The organism is Roseobacter sp. YIN89 (assembly GCF_057219365.1).
The window spans coordinates 108,210-124,569 of sequence record NZ_JBXVVD010000001.1 but is presented as its reverse complement, the minus strand read 5'-3'; the positions used below and the strand labels follow the sequence as shown (position 1 = coordinate 124,569).

The 16,360-nt window shown below is 54.4% G+C and carries 14 protein-coding genes; 5 read left to right on the top strand and 9 right to left on the bottom strand.

The features are described 5' to 3' along the window. Positions 1 to 337: 337 nt before the first annotated feature. The 3 genes from AC2D8V_RS00595 to AC2D8V_RS00585 are packed head-to-tail and all read right to left on the bottom strand — an operon-like array spanning position 338 to position 3,086. On the bottom strand, positions 338 to 1,183 hold the full coding sequence (locus AC2D8V_RS00595; RefSeq protein WP_484731569.1) for an MBL fold metallo-hydrolase: 846 nt from the start codon (positions 1,181 to 1,183) through the stop codon (positions 338 to 340). Next, entirely contained in the window at positions 1,180 to 2,610 is a 1,431-nt protein-coding gene (locus tag AC2D8V_RS00590) for a sulfatase family protein (RefSeq protein WP_484731568.1), read from the bottom strand. The genes AC2D8V_RS00595 and AC2D8V_RS00590 overlap by 4 nt, the downstream gene beginning before the upstream one ends. Continuing rightward, entirely contained in the window at positions 2,607 to 3,086 is a 480-nt protein-coding gene (locus AC2D8V_RS00585) for a MarR family winged helix-turn-helix transcriptional regulator (RefSeq protein WP_484731567.1), read from the bottom strand. The genes AC2D8V_RS00590 and AC2D8V_RS00585 overlap by 4 nt, the downstream gene beginning before the upstream one ends. Positions 3,087 to 3,193: 107 nt before the next feature. On the opposite strand from AC2D8V_RS00585, the gene AC2D8V_RS00580 reads away from it, so the two are divergent. The 4 genes from AC2D8V_RS00580 to AC2D8V_RS00565 are packed head-to-tail and all read left to right on the top strand — an operon-like array spanning position 3,194 to position 7,862. Continuing rightward, on the top strand, positions 3,194 to 4,138 hold the full coding sequence (locus tag AC2D8V_RS00580) for a Bug family tripartite tricarboxylate transporter substrate binding protein (RefSeq protein WP_484731566.1): 945 nt from the start codon (positions 3,194 to 3,196) through the stop codon (positions 4,136 to 4,138). A 57-nt stretch (positions 4,139 to 4,195) separates the two neighbouring features. After that, complete coding sequence (locus AC2D8V_RS00575) at positions 4,196 to 4,741, top strand: hypothetical protein (protein ID WP_484731565.1); 546 nt, start codon at positions 4,196 to 4,198, stop codon at positions 4,739 to 4,741. Then, positions 4,741 to 6,339: a tripartite tricarboxylate transporter permease gene (locus AC2D8V_RS00570; protein WP_484731564.1), complete on the top strand. Its 1,599-nt coding sequence runs from the start codon at positions 4,741 to 4,743 to the stop codon at positions 6,337 to 6,339. The genes AC2D8V_RS00575 and AC2D8V_RS00570 overlap by 1 nt, the downstream gene beginning before the upstream one ends. After that, positions 6,336 to 7,862 carry a sulfatase-like hydrolase/transferase gene (locus tag AC2D8V_RS00565; RefSeq protein ID WP_484731563.1) on the top strand — a complete coding sequence of 509 codons (1,527 nt, stop codon included), beginning with the start codon at positions 6,336 to 6,338 and terminating at the stop codon, positions 7,860 to 7,862. The genes AC2D8V_RS00570 and AC2D8V_RS00565 overlap by 4 nt, the downstream gene beginning before the upstream one ends. A gap of 302 nt (positions 7,863 to 8,164) precedes the next feature. Here AC2D8V_RS00565 and AC2D8V_RS00560 read toward each other — a convergent pair whose 3' ends face one another. From AC2D8V_RS00560 to AC2D8V_RS00545, 4 genes are all read right to left on the bottom strand, one after another. Further along, positions 8,165 to 9,262 (bottom strand): alpha/beta hydrolase, encoded by a 1,098-nt coding sequence (locus AC2D8V_RS00560; RefSeq protein WP_484731562.1) that lies wholly within the window; start codon positions 9,260 to 9,262, stop codon positions 8,165 to 8,167. 338 nt (positions 9,263 to 9,600) lie between these two features. Then, positions 9,601 to 10,386, bottom strand: coding sequence for a DUF2092 domain-containing protein (locus AC2D8V_RS00555; RefSeq protein WP_484731561.1), 786 nt, complete (start codon positions 10,384 to 10,386; stop codon positions 9,601 to 9,603). Positions 10,387 to 10,466: 80 nt separating this feature from the next. Further along, entirely contained in the window at positions 10,467 to 12,836 is a 2,370-nt protein-coding gene (locus AC2D8V_RS00550; RefSeq protein ID WP_484731560.1) for an arylsulfatase, read from the bottom strand. Between the two features lie 38 nt (positions 12,837 to 12,874). Beyond that, positions 12,875 to 13,630, bottom strand: coding sequence for a porin family protein (locus AC2D8V_RS00545; RefSeq protein ID WP_484731559.1), 756 nt, complete (start codon positions 13,628 to 13,630; stop codon positions 12,875 to 12,877). A 181-nt stretch (positions 13,631 to 13,811) separates the two neighbouring features. Between AC2D8V_RS00545 and AC2D8V_RS00540 the strand changes: the two genes are divergently transcribed. Beyond that, complete coding sequence (locus AC2D8V_RS00540; RefSeq protein ID WP_484731558.1) at positions 13,812 to 14,831, top strand: helix-turn-helix transcriptional regulator; 1,020 nt, start codon at positions 13,812 to 13,814, stop codon at positions 14,829 to 14,831. Between the two features lie 365 nt (positions 14,832 to 15,196). Here the strand turns inward: AC2D8V_RS00540 and AC2D8V_RS00535 are convergent, their stop codons facing one another. Together AC2D8V_RS00535 and AC2D8V_RS00530 are read right to left on the bottom strand one after the other, a co-directional pair. Beyond that, positions 15,197 to 15,427, bottom strand: a complete 231-nt coding sequence (locus tag AC2D8V_RS00535; RefSeq protein ID WP_484731557.1) for a hypothetical protein — start codon at positions 15,425 to 15,427, stop codon at positions 15,197 to 15,199. Positions 15,428 to 15,503: 76 nt separating this feature from the next. Further along, positions 15,504 to 16,352 (bottom strand): DUF4198 domain-containing protein, encoded by an 849-nt coding sequence (locus tag AC2D8V_RS00530; RefSeq protein ID WP_484731556.1) that lies wholly within the window; start codon positions 16,350 to 16,352, stop codon positions 15,504 to 15,506. Positions 16,353 to 16,360 lie beyond the last annotated feature (8 nt).

The window sequence follows — 16,360 nt, the reverse complement described above, 5'->3', positions numbered from 1 at the left end:
AATCAAAAATTCGTCCATGAGCGCAACGCGGACAAAATAGCCGATTGATTTCTTGATGCCGACGTCCGCTTTGCCCGGATTTTGGCTGTACAAAAAAGCTCCTTAGGCGGCTTTCGGCCACTCTGTACAAACGCGAAAAGCCTTCGGAACCTTAATGAATGCCGGCATTCAACTTGCCATGTAGCTGGGCATTTAACTGCACCGTCGCACGTCGGCCAATACGTCTAATATTTTGCTACGGTTGCGGCGAAGTTTCTTCCGGCATTTTCCGAAAGCCGTCAGGAAATTCTGATAAGTCGTGTCCAATAAACTGCTCTGTGACACCCACTGGAATTGATCAAATCTCGAACACGTCCAAGTCTTCGACCACGCATCCATTATCCCCGAATTCGCTCTTCAAGACGTCTCGCGCTTTCAGGATGTGATTGCGGTCCATATGGACTCGGAAATGTGTGAGAAGCAGGCGCTCTACACCTGCAGACTTTGCCATCCTTGAAATCTCCGAGGGCGTTGGGGTCATTTTCTTCATCAAAGGCGAGGCAGTTTGGCCGTCTGGTCTGTAACACCAGTGCAGGAGAGTATGAGCACCTTCGGCAAGTGACTTCAGTTCGTCGCAATGCCCGGCGTCGCCGGAGTACACGAACCCTCCCTCCTTTGCGTCTATCCGCAGGGCCATGCAAACCAGATAGGGTTCAGCGTGCGGAACCGTACAGGATGTCAGCCGCCAGTTATCCGTTTCGAACGTAAACCCCGGCTCGACTTCGTTGATTTCGGCACTCGGCCAAGGTCGAGGTACAGTACCACCGCGGGCGCGCCAGACGTCTTGGCTTGGTGGATATTCGATACGCGCCCTCAGATCATGCGCTAGGGCACCGTCTTCTCCGAACAAGCGATTGTGAATGTGACGCATGGGAGAAGGGCCGAACACTTTGATTGGTTTGCCACTCATTTCCCACGACGCATGAACAAGGCGTGCATAATCGAGCATATGGTCGGAATGCAGGTGGCTGAAGAAGACGTAGTCGATATCACCGGGACTATGGCCTGCTTCGATCAGGCGACTGACAACACCGCCACCACAATCGAGCAAGAGTTTATCGTCGCCAATTTCAAGCAGATATCCTGAAGACGCGCGTCGGGCATAGGGCTCTGGCGAGCCAGAGCCAAGAATGGTCAGTTTCATTGCGCCAGTTTCGGCGGTGGTGTCGCCGCTGGAGCACCAAGTCTCGTCGCCTTTTCTGGGCCACCGTAATTCGAAATCATTTCAGCCTGATCTGCGAACGCCTGTGCATTGGCCGCCTCGACATTGATGTGTTGTCTCAACTCGACCTCTAATTCTTTCAGTGTTTCAGCGTATTGATCATCTTTTGCCAGATCGCGGAGCTCTTCGGGGTCATTTCGGAGATCGAACAACTCTGGTGGAAAATCGACGTACCAATTCAGTTTCCAGCGCCCCTTGCGGAGCATGAAGGCACCGGAGACGGCCCCCACCGCGTGATACTGACTCAATATCGGGCGCTCGATTTCGACGGGTCGGTCGGCAATGTTTGACAGGGGTTCGCCATCCGCATCGAACTCAAGTCCAAAGTGGGCAGGAATTTCTGCCGAAAGATCGAGAAGGCTGACAGGCGTGTCGCAGGTGCCTCGCGAAACATCTGGTCCAGCCATAATCAGCGGCACCGAGACGCTTTCCTGATAAAGATTAGACTTTCCCCAAAGACCGCGCGCGCCAAGGTTGTCGCCATGGTCCGAAGTGTAGACGACTGTCGTGTTGTCGCCGAAACCGGTGGCTTCCAAACTTGCAAGGATGCGCCCCACGTTGTGATCCATCCACGTCGTCAACGCATAATAACACCGCATGGCCATGAGGCGTTCATCTGCGTTTTTGAATCTGTTTTCTGAATCCGCCATTGCATTCTGCTTTTCGACCCAAGGGTGACGTCGATACCCGTCATTCGGATGCAACTTGGCAGGGGGCAGGCTGTCGGCTGGATAGAGATCAAGATACTCTTGCGGTACGACGAACGGGAAATGAGGTGCGACCAAACCGACGTACAAACACCACGCACGACCATCCCGAGATCTTGAGCGATCGGCGAACCATTCGCCTGTCCGTTGAACGACGGCTTCATCATAGTCTGTGTAAGAACTCGTCCCTGGTCCGATGTATTCGCCAAGCATTCGACCTGGCATTTCCAGCCTTTTGTCTTCCTCGCGGATGGATGCCCAAACCATTCCGACCCCACCTGCGACTTGCATCGCAATGTGTTCAGTATCGAACCCTGCCGGGTCTTCGTCATGGCGATAGTGCAGCTTTCCTATGCTCTCGACCGGCACATTCGCCGCTTGCAGCGTGTGACCCCATCCTTTCGGCGTGCCGGTGTAAGGCATCGCGTTGTCCCATAGGCGGTTATTGTGCACATGGCGTCCTGTGGCAAAAGACGCCCGCGCTGGAACGCAGATTGGCGACGGCGTGTATGCATCTGTGAACCGCATGCCGCGGGCTGCGAGTGCATCAAGGTTAGGTGTTTGAGCAAATGGGTGTCCTGCGCAACCCATGGCTCGGGCCTGGTGCTCGTCGGACATGATCACAAGCAGGTTTGATGTCACGTATCGTCTCCTCGCCAATCGGCTGCAATTTCAAGTTTGTCGAGCGCCGAATACAAGGCGTCGAGTTCTCGCGCATCGAGTGGCTCTCGCAGCTTGGCCTGACGTTGCCGCATTTTTGGAAGGGTTAAGTCGAAAAGTTCTTGCCCTTTTTCGGTCAGGCATAAGTGCTGAATGCGATGGTCGATGTCATCCTGTTTGGCGACAACAAGACCCTCCTTAATCATGATTTTTAAGTTGCGGCTCAATAGCCCCTTGTCGAGTGCGGCAATGCGCGCAAGTTCTGACAGGCGTGTCTGACCGGCTGCTCCGACAAGCGCCAATATCCGCCATTTCGAAAGCGTAAGGCCCGAATGTTCTTGCAATAGCGCGTTGGCCTGAGCGTTGAGCTTCGCCTGAACACGCGACAGTCGGTACGTCAAAAACTGGTACAGCGGCTGATTGTCATGACGACCTTCGGCTTCGGTTTTTGCAGACACTTCAATTCTCCCTGCGGTCAGTTTCAGGGAGTTTAGTTGTCTCGTCAACTTTATATTTGACCAGTCAACCATTCTGTGGCTCAATACTTCGAAATAGGGAGGAAACTATGAAACTGTCGCTTAAAACGGCCATTGCTGCCGCAGTTCTGGCGGTCTCGGGTACTGTCACCCAGGCCGCAGATTGGACGCCGCTCGGCCCAATCAAAATGGTTATTGCCTTTGCCGCCGGAGGTGGCGCAGACACGCAAGCACGTTTGATTGCCGAGGAGCTTGAAGCACGCCACGGCTGGAAGATCATCCCCGAGCAAGTCACAGGCAAAGGTGGATTGAACGCAGTTAACGCACTTAAGGATGCGCCTGCGGACGGGACAACGATTGGCATGATCGTTACCGAGACGCTTGGATACAACATGGCGTCGGCCAAGGCCGGCCAGCCAACGGATGTCACACCAATTACGACAACGGCGGGCACGCAGATGGCGGTCGTGGCCTTAAGCTCCAAAGGTTGGAAAACATTTGACGATGTCATCAACGCTGCGAAAGCGGGAGAAGAGATCCGTTTTGGCGTAATGACGGGCATGCTCGGCGATCTTGCTTACGTCGCGGGCAAAGAGAATGGCGTCGACTTCAACATCATTTCTGTTCGAGGCGGTAAGGCCGTTATGAACGGATTGAATGCGGGCGACATGGACGTTGGTTTTGGCGCCGGCATTCAAGCGAAGGCCGTTGCCGCTGGCGATATGGTCGAGTTGGCATCTGCTCGCAGTGAGCCGCTTATCAACTCGCCGGATGCCCCGTTGCTTTCCGAGTTCGGTGTCGAGTTTGCAAACGAAACAGCATTCATGTTTGCGGGGCCTCCTGCCATGGATCCTGCAGCGCGTGAAGCAATTGCGGCGGCAATTGCCGATGTCGTTACATCTGACGGCAAGGCCAATGAGTTTATCACAAAGGGCTTTGGCGGTCCTGTCGTGATCTCTGGGTCAGATCTAGAAACAACCGTGCAATCCGACTTTGAAGCATCCGCTGCGCTGATCGCAGCAGCCGCCGAGTAAGCCGGAAAAGCAGGGCGGCGCGTTTCGCCCTGCAACACCCAAAAATCGGGTTCTGACATGAACAACCTTACTGCCAACGCAGTCCTTGGGTTGGCTTGCATCCTGTTCGCACTCGCGGTCGCATTAATTTGGGTGCCGCTCGACACCGAAACTTGGCTGGTCGAACGATCTCGTGGTCGTTTCACAGTCGGTGACAGTCTCGCGCCCACGCTTGCTGCTGTGTTTATCCTTATTGCCGGGTTGATGCTGCTGCGGGAGGTACGGGGTAGCGAAGAGCGGCCAACGCTGGAAAACCTGCGTTTCATAGGAGCTATGATAGCTTTCGGTACCGTGGGTTTGCTTGCAATGCGTTGGGCAGGGCCCGCCGCGGTTGCGTTGTTTATGACCGGTGAGGAGTATCGCCTTCTACGGGACACACCACCATGGAAGTATATTGGCTTCGCATTGGGCGGTGGAATTCTCGTGTTCGCGATGATCGCTTTTGTCGAAGAAAAAGCAAGCTGGCTCGCCCTTTTGGTGGCATTGCTGGCCGTCGCAGGGATCATCTTTCTGTACGACGTGCCTTTTGAAGACGTTCTCCTGCCGCCGAACGGGGACGTCTGATGACAGATCTCGGTGCGCTCGACTACGTGATGCGCGGCGTGCAAGCGGTCTTTGCGGGACCCGAGGCGTTCTCGCTACTTGGTCTTCCGATATCTGTTACGGTGATGATGGTGACCTTAGGCCTCATCACCGGGATTGTCGTCGGCGCGACCCCCGGGCTGGGTGGCGTCATCGCGATGGCGATCTCACTTCCAATCCTCATTTCCATCTTTGGCTTCAACGCCGATGCCTTACTGCCGGTTCTTGGGTTTTTGATCGGTGTCATGAAAGGATCAACCGTGGGCGGTGCGGTGCCGGCGATCCTCTTCAATACACCAGGCACGCCCGACGCATTCATGACAACGCTCGATGGCCACCCAATGGCACGGGCAGGCAAAGCAAAAAAGGCACTCAAGATATCGCATTTCTCATCGGTATCTGGTGACACGTTTTCAGACATGGTGCTGATCCTATGTGCACCATTTCTTGCCATTCTCGTAGAAGCCTATCTTGATCTTCCGGAAAAGACGGCATTGATCATTCTGTCGTTGAGTTTCATCGCCGCGGTCGTCGGCGGTTCACCCGCCAAGGGGCTACTCAGTTGTGGTCTGGGGTTGCTTGCCGTCTATATCGGCACGGGTGAGGACTTCTACCCGCGGCTAAGTTTTGGATCGAATGCCTTGTCCGACGGCATTCCGATCACCGCCGCGGTTATCGGGATTTTGGTTCTTGGCGCGATCTTCACCGAGCTTGAAGACCTTTGGCATCAGACACGCGAAACCGGCCGTATCGAGATGATGAAAGATATCGGTGACCAAAGGCTTCACTGGTCGGATATCCGTCGCATCCTACCCTATGTTGGTCGATCAGCAGTGATTGGAACCGCCATCGGTGCGTTGCCCGGCATCGGGTCGACACTTGCCGCTACCATCGGGTACGCGACCGGCCGGAGAATTCACGAACGACGCAGGGCACCTGACGAGCCGGGTTTCGGAGATGGTGTGCCTGAAGGCATTGCAGCGACCGAGGCTGCAAACTCTTCTGTGTCCGGGGCAAACCTGATCCCGGTACTTTCGCTCGGCATTCCCGGAAATACGGCGGCGGTATTTCTGATTTTGGCGGCAGAAAGCATTGGTGGCTTCAACCCGGGGCCATCCGTGTTCAAGTTCACAACCGAACTCAACCCCGAACTGGTTATCGTCTTTGGCCTTTTTACAACGATGATCTTCGCAAACCTTCTGAACTGGACTGTTGGCGGTATGTTCATGCGGTCTTTAGGTGTCCTTGTGCGCATACCAAAACAGCACCTCTTGCCGGTAGTCTTCCTGCTGACGCTCGCCTCACTTTATGTTCAAGAAACGGCCATGAGTGCCGTGTGGTTTGCCTTCGGCTTTGGAGTGCTCGGGTATTTCATGCGTCGGTTTGGGATCTCGCCCTTGCCATTTGTCATTGCTTTCGTGCTTGGCAGCCGCCTCGAAGATACAGCGCGACAGGCATTCTCCGCAACAGGCGGTGATCCGCTTTTCCTTCTGAAAAGCCCGATCGCGGCGACCTTCATTTTCATGGCGCTGGCCGTCATCTTCTTTTCCCTCCGCAAACCGAAGGATGCATCCGCATGACCCGCCCCAACATTCTTTTGATCTCAGCCGACCAACAACGGGCGGATTGCTTTGGTTTCATGGGGCGTAAAGTGAAAACGCCACATCTTGACCAACTTGCAGCAGAAGGCGCGCACTTCACGTCCTGCATTACACCTTGCGTTGTGTGTCAGCCCGCACGAGCGTCCATCCTGACAGGGCAGCTCTGCCGGACTCATGGTGTCCATGACAATGGAATCGATCTTGATCCTGAGATTGGAGAAAGGGGATGGGCCGGCGCAATGGCGGCCTCCGGATATCAAACCAGCTATTTCGGTAAAGCACACTTTTCGACGTACCATACGTATGAGCCGACCGGATCGCCGGAATGCCTGCGGTCTTCGGCGAATTATGGAGAGGACTGGAACGGTCCGTACATGGGGTTCCAACACCTTGAACTCATGCTGGTGGGACACAACTGGTGGGCGCCGGAAAAGCCACCCGCCGGACAGCATTACGAGCGCTTCTACCACATGGACGGGCGAGGTGACGAAAAGACCAAGCTCATGTGGGAAAACGCGGGCGATACGAAAAACGCTGCCCAGACGTGGCACTCCAAACTTCCGACGGCTTGGCACAATACGCCTTGGACGGCAGATCGCGCAATCGAGTGGTTAAAGCACGGACGCGATACCGAAAAACCGTTTTGCACTTGGGTGAGTTTTCCTGACCCTCATCATCCTTTTGACTGCCCCGAACCGTGGTCCTGGCTTCACAAGCCGGAAGACGTCGACTTGCCAGAAAACAGAACGCGCAATTATGACGGCAAGCCTTGGTGGCATAAGGCAGCGATGGAAAACGACCCCGCGGACCCGAAGTATGCGGACATTCGCAAACAATACAGCCGTATTGCTCCGCAATCCGACGATCAACTTCGCGAGATCATCGCCAACACCTACGGCCAACTTGCGTTCATTGATCACCAGATCGGGCGCCTGATGATCGCGCTTCAGGAAGCTGGGTTGGATGACAACACAATCGTCATATACATTTCGGATCATGGGGATTGGTTGGGGGATCACGGCCTAATCCTGAAGGGTCCGATGCATTATGAGGGCCTTCTTAGAGTACCCATGATTGTCCGTGGGCCCGGCGTAAGAGCCGGAGCATCAGTGGATCAGCCGGTTTCCACGCTCGACCTGGGCCCCACATTTTTTGATTTTGGTGGTGCAGAGGCGCTGCTATCGCAGCACGGGCAAAGTCTGCGGCCTTTGCTTGAGTCACCTGACGCGACGCGGGATTTCGCTTTAAATGAATGGGGCCTGCTTCCCGGCCGGGTAGGAGTGGCTCTTGAACTGCGTACCGTACGGACACGAACACACAAACTGACCATTGATCTTAACTCAGGCGCAGGTGAACTCTACAATCTCGCCGATGACCCGCATGAACAGCACAACTTGTTTGACGACGCTTCCGCGATTGGAGTCCGGCAAGAGCTTGAGGGTTACATCGCCGCAAGGCCGAATGACTTGAAGCCGCATGGCAAACCCGTCGGAACCGCCTGAGTTCGTCGAAGGGTTCAGCCCGTAACGAAACTGCTGCCCGCCCAACAATCCGAGCATTTTCAACTGAAGGCAATGAACGTGATTTCGAAACTCGCCACACTGTCCACAGGAAGCGTGCCTTCCGCCCCATAGACGTTTTGACTACGCGCACGTCGCGGATTGCATCCCTTGGCTGGCAAGCACATCAATCTGTCTCACTGTCCGACCTAGCTGTTGAGGGTCTTGCAGCTTGTTTGCCCTTATCTGCCCTCCGTTTCCCGAACACGAAGGTGGGCCAATTCAAGTGGGCCATGCCACAAGGATCATTGCGTCAACAACACGTCAGTTGCGTCTTCAAGGACTTCCTCTCCGACGTTGATTACAGGACCTGCCAGAGTAGCACCAATCACACCTTGACCAGACTGGTTCAGTGCTTTGAGAAATTCTAAAATCTCTGGTGATGAGCCGATTTTGAAATGCTTAAGAAAGCCCCCGGAATTCACCTCGGACAAGTCGAACACAGGTATATCCAAACCTCCAAGTCTGGAATTGTTTCGTAAGTCTCCCACCCTATCGCCTTGTCCCCTCATTCGAGCGGATGCTCGCAAGGCAAGGTCATCTTCAGTTGTTAGCAGGACGATGGGAACGCCCGCAGCCAAAACAACGGGAGCTTGCTTAAGAAACACGTCAATATCCAAATCAGCGGAAATCAAAATAACCGCCTTCATCTTGCGCAGAGTTTGGGAGTTTTTTTCAAGCGCAAGCTCCCTCAACGCATCCATGACAACAAAAGTGCCCATAGAGTGCGCGACAACCAAATAATTCGACAGCCGTGACTGAGACATGGATTGAAAAGTTTCCTTCACTGAATCCCGCGCAAACAACGCACTTTCCCTGTCATCGAGATACTTCAGCACGCTACCCGCCGAAGGCCAGGAGTACACGACGTTGACGCCGGAGCGGCCGGTATCAAGCACGAGTGCCACATCCCGCATCACGCCTTCGGGAAAGTTGGTGTTGAATCCATGAACAAAAATAGATCCTTGGGTCACATCCGCGGGTTGGTTGACCAACTCAGCATTGATCGCGCGCACAAAATCCTGTCGCGTTCCAATTCTATCAAACGAAGAAACCAAAAACTGCGTCTCAGGATCAATGCGATCAGTCTTTGGGTATTTTACCTCGCCCGGCTTTCGGGCGGGAGGGATCGAAACCTGAAACCGCGCGTAATTGGTTTTGTATGATCGCCCGCTTCCAAAGAACTCGGGCGGAGGTGCAGGTGCGCGAGACGTTGCAACCAAAACAGATTTTTCCTGCGTCGGAGTGCTGCCTTCCGGTAACAAAGCCAAAGTGCCTCTTGGACCGCAGCCAGACGCAGCGGCAAGCAGAATGACACCGATTAATGACAAAAAAATGCGCAAGTTGAGCCCCCTATCGGCCAGCTTCGTTAGCAGCGTGCACCAGCCTGCACAGGAACGCTACCCTTTGTGACACGGCCATTCTTCACACGCACTGAAAGTATGCCCTGAAATCTTTCGTCAGGCCGGACACTAACAATTGTAGACACCCGCAGCACAGCGGCGAACTGTTCGGCGGCCAGCGCCGGCAACACTTACTGGCGTAGCGGGTCGCCCAACGCGCGCTTCAGCCTTGGAAATAACGCTGCTGAAACCGGGGACGTTCAGGACGGCTGCCGCTTCAATTGTGATCGCCGTTACGATCAAGATTGAAAGCAGAATAAACATGTTGCGAAGGCGTTTCATTGGCTTGCTCCAATCATAAAGTGGTCTGGGAACTCGCTCACTACAGCCTGCAACTGTTCCGTATTGGCCAGTTCCAGATCGTTGGATGCAGCAAAAGAAAAACTGTCTGCGGGCAAAGCAATATCACTTTGCCAATTACTGACATCCAATGTGTAACGAGGACCCTGTTGGAATGTGTGGGTGGTGATGACAAACCGGCAAGGATAGGGCTGATCAGTGGCCGCAATCCAGATCTGCCAGTCAACGTCCGGCGTGCGAAAGGCCAGATGATCACACAGCTGACCGCGGATCATGCCCGCGCCAAGATCTTTTACGTCGGTCACGTCAGCCATCAAAACGTCATAATTATTTTCAGACAAAAGATCCGCCGCAGGCAAAATGAAACCATACTGCTCGCGAAGGAGGTCGAACATACCGTCAATGCCACCGCTGACAGGCACCTGAACATAGACACCAACATGGTGTGCAGCCACATTCATCATGTCCCTGCTCAGAGTGACTTCAAGCGCGGAATAGCCACCTTCCCGTGTCGCCCTTAACTTGTCAGGCCGCGATAAAACAGCCGCGCCGGAACTCGCGATGCCAAGTATTTGACCATCGGTTGTGACCACATCAAGCGTCGCATCATAGTCAAAGCTTAGGGTTTCAACAGCCGCGAGGTAGTCTGACATTGACCGAAGAATGTCTCGCGCATGTGTTTCGTCGGCACGTGCTGCAAGCGGCGTGGAAAGCGCCGAAAAAGTCACAGCAGCGGCAATCAAAAACTCGCTCAAGGACTTCATTTGGTGTCTCCATCTATTATTTGGCGCGGACCGATTATGGACCCGCAGGCAAGTACAAGCCTGCGGGTACCGAACCATGGTCAACGCACTTCAATGGTTACGTTTTTGATTTCGCCAGTGAACCTAGACGAGGCTTCGGCACCAATTGTCTCAATCACAGGTGTGGCAAGGTCGACGCCCACGTCTGCCGTTTCATCTGCCGAAAACACCATAGGCTGGGTTCGGTCGATCCTGTTTTCAGCCACCTTGACGTCATCGACGTAAAGCGCGCCCATTCCGCCTTTACCCACGCCGCCGCCATCATAGTTAAACTCAAACCGAATGGTATGCTGGCCCGGCGACAGCTGTTCAGTGCCGGCTACAGAATAGCGCTCCAACCCGAGGAAATTGTAATCATAGGCCGGAACACCATCCTTCACATACAGGCCCCAGCCACCGAAACGACCACCCTGAACAAGGATTGCACCGTTCCCTCCGTCTTCCTCGACAACGACCTCCGCAGTAATTGTCTTGGATTTATTTTTGATGTTCAAAAAGACGTTTTCCGTCATTCCGTCCATCCCCTGAGACAACGTCAAGGACGTACGGCCTTTCATCACATCTGGGCGTCCGACAAGCTCTCCGTTGATCCTCTGGAATGTGCGGTCATCAATGGGCAAGACTTTGTTGCGCGCAGCTTCAATCAGGAAAACATCCTGCAACTCGGCAAGCTTGTCCGGATGCTCCTGCGAAAGATCATTTGTAAGAGAGAAATCCTTGGTGGTGTCGTAGAGTTCCCAAATGTCTTCATCAAGCGCACGACGCGGTTTCTGCTCCCACGGGGCCTTGTGGATCGTGCGTGCAAACCATCCTTCGTGGTAAATGGCGCGGTTGCCGAACATCTCAAAGTACTGGGTCGTGCGCCTTTCTTCCGCATCGGCATCGTTGAACAGATACGCCATACTTACTCCGTCCATGGGCCGCTGTGGCACACCATTCACAACCGTCGGCTCAGGCAGGCCAGCCGCTTCCAGAATGGTTGGCGCAACGTCGATGACATGGTGAAACTGCGCGCGTTGTTCGTCTTTGGCCTCAAACCCTTGGGGCCAGTGGATCACCATACCGACCTTCGTGCCGCCATGGTCGGAAGCGACCTGTTTCGTCCACTTGTAAGGTGTGTCAAATGCAACGGCCCATCCGGCAGCCATATGCGGATAAGTCTCGGGTCCCCCCCATTTATCAATTTTCTGCAGCATGTCGGAAACCTGTTCCTGAACGCCATTGAAATATGTCATCTCACTGAACATCCCGTTCCGTCCGCCTTCGGAACTTGTTCCGTTGTCGCCGTAGACAAGCACAACAAGCGTATTATCGAGTTCTCCGATTTCATCGACAGCCTGAATGACGCGCCCGATCTCATGGTCCGTCATTTCGATATAGCCGGCAAAGACCTCAACTTGCTTTTTGAAGAGTGTCTTTTCATCTTCACTCAGGCTATCCCAATCCGGGATCGCAGAGGGCTTGGGCGCAAGTCCGGTTCCTTCGGGAATAATGCTGTTTTCTATTTGGCGTGCGATGATCTCATCGCGCAACACGTCCCAGCCTTGGTCAAATTTGCCTTCCCAGCGGTCAATCCATTTCTGTGGCACATGGTGCGGTGCATGGGTCGCACCCGGTGCATAGTAAACAAAGAACGGACGGTCCGGCGTCAGCGCTTTTTGGTATTTAATCCACGCCACGGACTGTTCGGTCATGTCCTCCAGAAAGTGATAGTCGGGATCATCCGGTAATTCGACAGGATGTATCCCGTCGTAGATGAACGGCGCCCATTGGTTCGTTTCTCCCCCCAGAAAACCATAAAACTTGTCGAACCCCTGACGCGTGGGCCAGCGGTCGAACGGGCCTGAAACACTTGCCTCCCACGCTGCTGTTTCATGCCATTTCCCGAATGCTGCGGTACTATACCCGTTCAAGCGGAGAATTTCGGCCAAAGGCGCTACGTCTGCGGTGATCTGCCCCGTATTACCGGGATAGGTTGTTCCGGTTTCAATGATCCCGCCCATGTTGTTGACGTGATGGTTACGACCACTCTTGAGTGCCGCCCGCGTTGGCGAACACACCGAAGTCGTGTGAAAGTCTACAAACTGCAGCCCAGCCGCTGCCAACTGATCAAACGTGGAGGTCGAGACAGGCCCACCAAATGCGCTGGTCCCCGCAAACCCAAGATCGTCAACAAGGACAAGCAGAACATTCGGCGCACCCTGTGGTGCGACAACTTCGAACAGAGGTGGCGGGGTTGTGTCCCGCACATCCTGCTGTGAGAATTGCGGCTCACTAGGCGGTGAAATTGGCAAAACCGTACGATCAAGAGTTTGCTGAGCCATCACCGTGGTGGGTAGGATGAACAATGCACCAAGAAAGAGTTTCTTGAACTCTGCAGCACTCCTCGTGGGTCGGGTTTTCGTGGTCATAGGGGATATCCTCCTCTGGAAAGGGCTTGGATAGGGGTTCAGAAACGGTAAGTTGCGCCGAAAATGGGCCCGGATTGTTCAAAGGAAAAATCATTTCCATTGATGTCGTGATCAACGGAGAGGTACCGGTAGCCGAACCGCAGTTGCCAATCTTCGTTAAGTGCGTAGTCAGCAGTCAGCAGAACTTGCCAGGTTTCGCTGTCGCTGCTGAAACCGCCGTAGTCGGCGAAGACGGTCCCGGCCCATCGATCCGAAAGCTGGAAGCGGGCTCTTGCACCCACAATGGGGTCGACCCAGTCGTCTTCAATTTTACTGGACCCGCCCGGCTGGTTGCCTGGTGTGAGCGTGAAAGTGGACTGGGTATCAAACCAGCGAAAGCCTGCCGCCAGATCGATCTGCGACGTCGATGTGTCATACACGCGATAGGCAGCATAGGCCGATAATATCCGCGTCTTGAAATCAGTATCCAGTCCCGAGAAAGCAGGGCCCGGTGTAGAGTTCTCAAAAGACAGATCGTTGACCATATAGTCGACGCCAAAGCTCAACAATCCATTGCTGGCCTCGAATGCGCCCATGAAAGCAAAGTCAAGATTGTCGAGAGCATCGCTGAAGCTCAAGTTGGCCTCTACCGGCCCAAACGGTGTTCCGGCTTCGATATCCGTTTCCGCAGCGAAAAGATAAATCGAAACCGCATAATCCCAATCGGTGGATTGCGCGGCAAGCGGAGTGCCGGACAGTAAAGCGACACCGACAACCGAAAAAAGCGAAGTATAATGTTTGAAGATATTGTCCAAGAAGTGCCCCCCCATTTCTGAATTTCCGTCCGGCAACAACCAAGTCACCGGAACGGATGTCTATTGGGGGAGAGCGCACGTCTGCCAACCTTGATATAGATCAATGCGATGAGCCTGTTTTTACCATCTCGTGCCAAAGACCGGGTTGTGATTGGCACAACAGCGAATTGACAGGACAGAAATGAGCATTCCGCTGATCCGAGCAGGAGCATTGGCTCCCGTCCTTAGATGGATGCGCCAACACGGGCGTGACGCCGAAGAGCTCTTGCAGAAAACTGATCTGGGATGGGTCTCAGAGGATAACTTGCTTGACCCCATACCCCTGCGACAGGCCTGTCGCGCTATTTGCTTGGTGACCAAGCAGGAAGGGCCTGACCTCCCCTGGAGAGTGGTCGGCGACAGCGGCTTTTATGAATTGCGGCTGCTTGCGACAATCGGTTTGCAGGCATCCACCCCGCGTCAGATAATGGCTTTGGTACAGTCGGGAATGTCTGCCCATTGTACGCATGAAACCTTCAATATCAGTAAAACGGACAATGGCGATCTCGTCATCGAAGACGGGTGGATGACGCAATTTAACGACGCCGAAACTCTGCATATTGTTCAACAGTATTGCACGGCAATGGTCCATATGATCTGCAATTTGACCGCGTGCCCAACGCCCGTATTTCGCCATGTCAATATGGTACCGCACCCGCGAAACGGTTTGGAACATCTGCGTCGCGTTCTTGGTAATCGTGTATCTGATAGCCCGACGAACATCCTTCAAATCGTTGTTCCACAAGAAGTTGCCGACAGCCAGATCACACTTGATAGCAGTAAAGCTCACGCATTACCGGCCGTTGCAGACTTCGTGCCACTCAGGGCCGGAAACTCGGTCGCTTATTCTGTTTCCCTGCTGATAAGAGGTATGCTGAGGGATGGCGCCGTCGATATTGACCGGATCTGTGCGGCCGTCGGCATGACACGGCGCAGCTTGCAGCGCGGTCTGTCATCCGAAGCAACATCATTTTCCAGAGTTCTGGACGAAACACGTCACATGATGGCGAGAGATATGATGCGTGATAAACACCAGTCGATCGCGAACATTGCCGCTGCACTTGCTTACAAAAATCAGTCCGCTTTTTCGCGCGCTTTCCAACGCTGGGAGGGAACCACCGCGCTGACGGTTCGTAAGGGTTTGGAGTCTGAACAGGTATAGATTTGTCTCACAGGGTGGGCACCTGCTGCCTTTCCATCCTGCCTCGCATTGAATACTTGTAGCCACATTATAGAGCGGCACAGCTCAATTCAGTCATAGGCTCTAATGAAAACGAATGTGGCCTCCAACGGGGTAGTAATTCTGTATGCGGCAGCGGTACCGCCAACTTCCGGTGCTTTTGTTTTCAGACCCGAGTTGTTTAAAAGGTCAAAGAAACCGGGGGGTACATCCGTGACTCTGCACGTCGCCCACGCAAACAAAGTCGACTGAGCCGTCGGAAAGCAGGATCAGCCTTGCAGAGGCCTGGAAAAGACAAGGCCCGAGCGTATCTGTCGGGCCTTGAATGATCTTGCGATCGGCAGATCTCAGTCCTGCTTGTTGGCGTCGCCGGATTTGCCCCGTGGCCCGCCTGTGTTGCCTTTGCCCTTGCCGATGCCTTGTGCAGCGCTGGCAGTCTCCAAGCCAGCGTTCTGGCCTGAGGTTGTTGCGGGCGAGCCATTGGGACCGGCACCTTGGTCGTGGCCCTTAGCGAATGCAGAACTTGCGGAAAGCGCGGCAGCAAGGGTCAGAACAGTCAGCTTCGTTGTAAGTGTCATTCGAAATCTCCGTTTGATGTTTCGTGCCCAAGCCACGAACGGCAGCCGCAGAAAGTTTCAATTTTCAACTTTTTTTCTAATCTGCGCGCTGATGCGTCGGTGGAATGTCAAATGCAAGGGACGCCCAGTGACTTCGCCAAAACGCCGCGTCGGGCCCTTCTGCGGGGTCCATGCGCACCGCGTTCAGAAGGTACTTGCCCGCGCCGAACATCGGAAAGGCAGCCCGGCCCGCGCTGTCCGTTCGCAACAGCGTTCTGGTGGTGTCATCCGGGGCTGAACCACCCATTGGCAGATGGAAAAGCCAGATCTGCGCGTTCGACAGAGGTGCACCACGCCATTCCAGCCGCACGCCCAGTATTCGCTTCTCTGACGAAAACGGCGTGCCCTGAATAATTATTTCAAAAGGCATGCCCGTCGCGCGATCGATGTCGCCCGCGTCCGGCGCGCCGACCTGAACCAGTGCTCGGGCGTTCCGGATGTATTCTTCTGTAATATTGACCATTGGCAGCCTGCGTTGAATGTGTCCGGCGGCAATGTCGAAAAGCCCCTCATAGCCAAGGTATTCTTCAAATTCGTCCATGGTGTCGAAGCTGACATAGGCCGGATGGGTTTCGACCGTGATGGTGTGGAGGCCATCGGCCTCCGGCACGAAGGCCTTGATGACAGGTTGGTCGCCTAACCGCGCTGCTAGCGGTATGGACGCTTCAGGCGCGTGATGCGTCATCGACTTGATGGTGTCATCAAGGTAGGCCAGCGCCACACCGGACAGGTCCTGTCCCACGCGAATATCGGCAGACACGGACGCGTCCTCTTTCGCGCGAGAGACATGGGTGTCAATCCAGAATTCATGAGCGGGAAGCGGCGACGATAAAACGATGGCCCCAAGCGCGGCCACGCATCCGGCCGTTTGCTTCTTAAGTTTCATGTTATTCC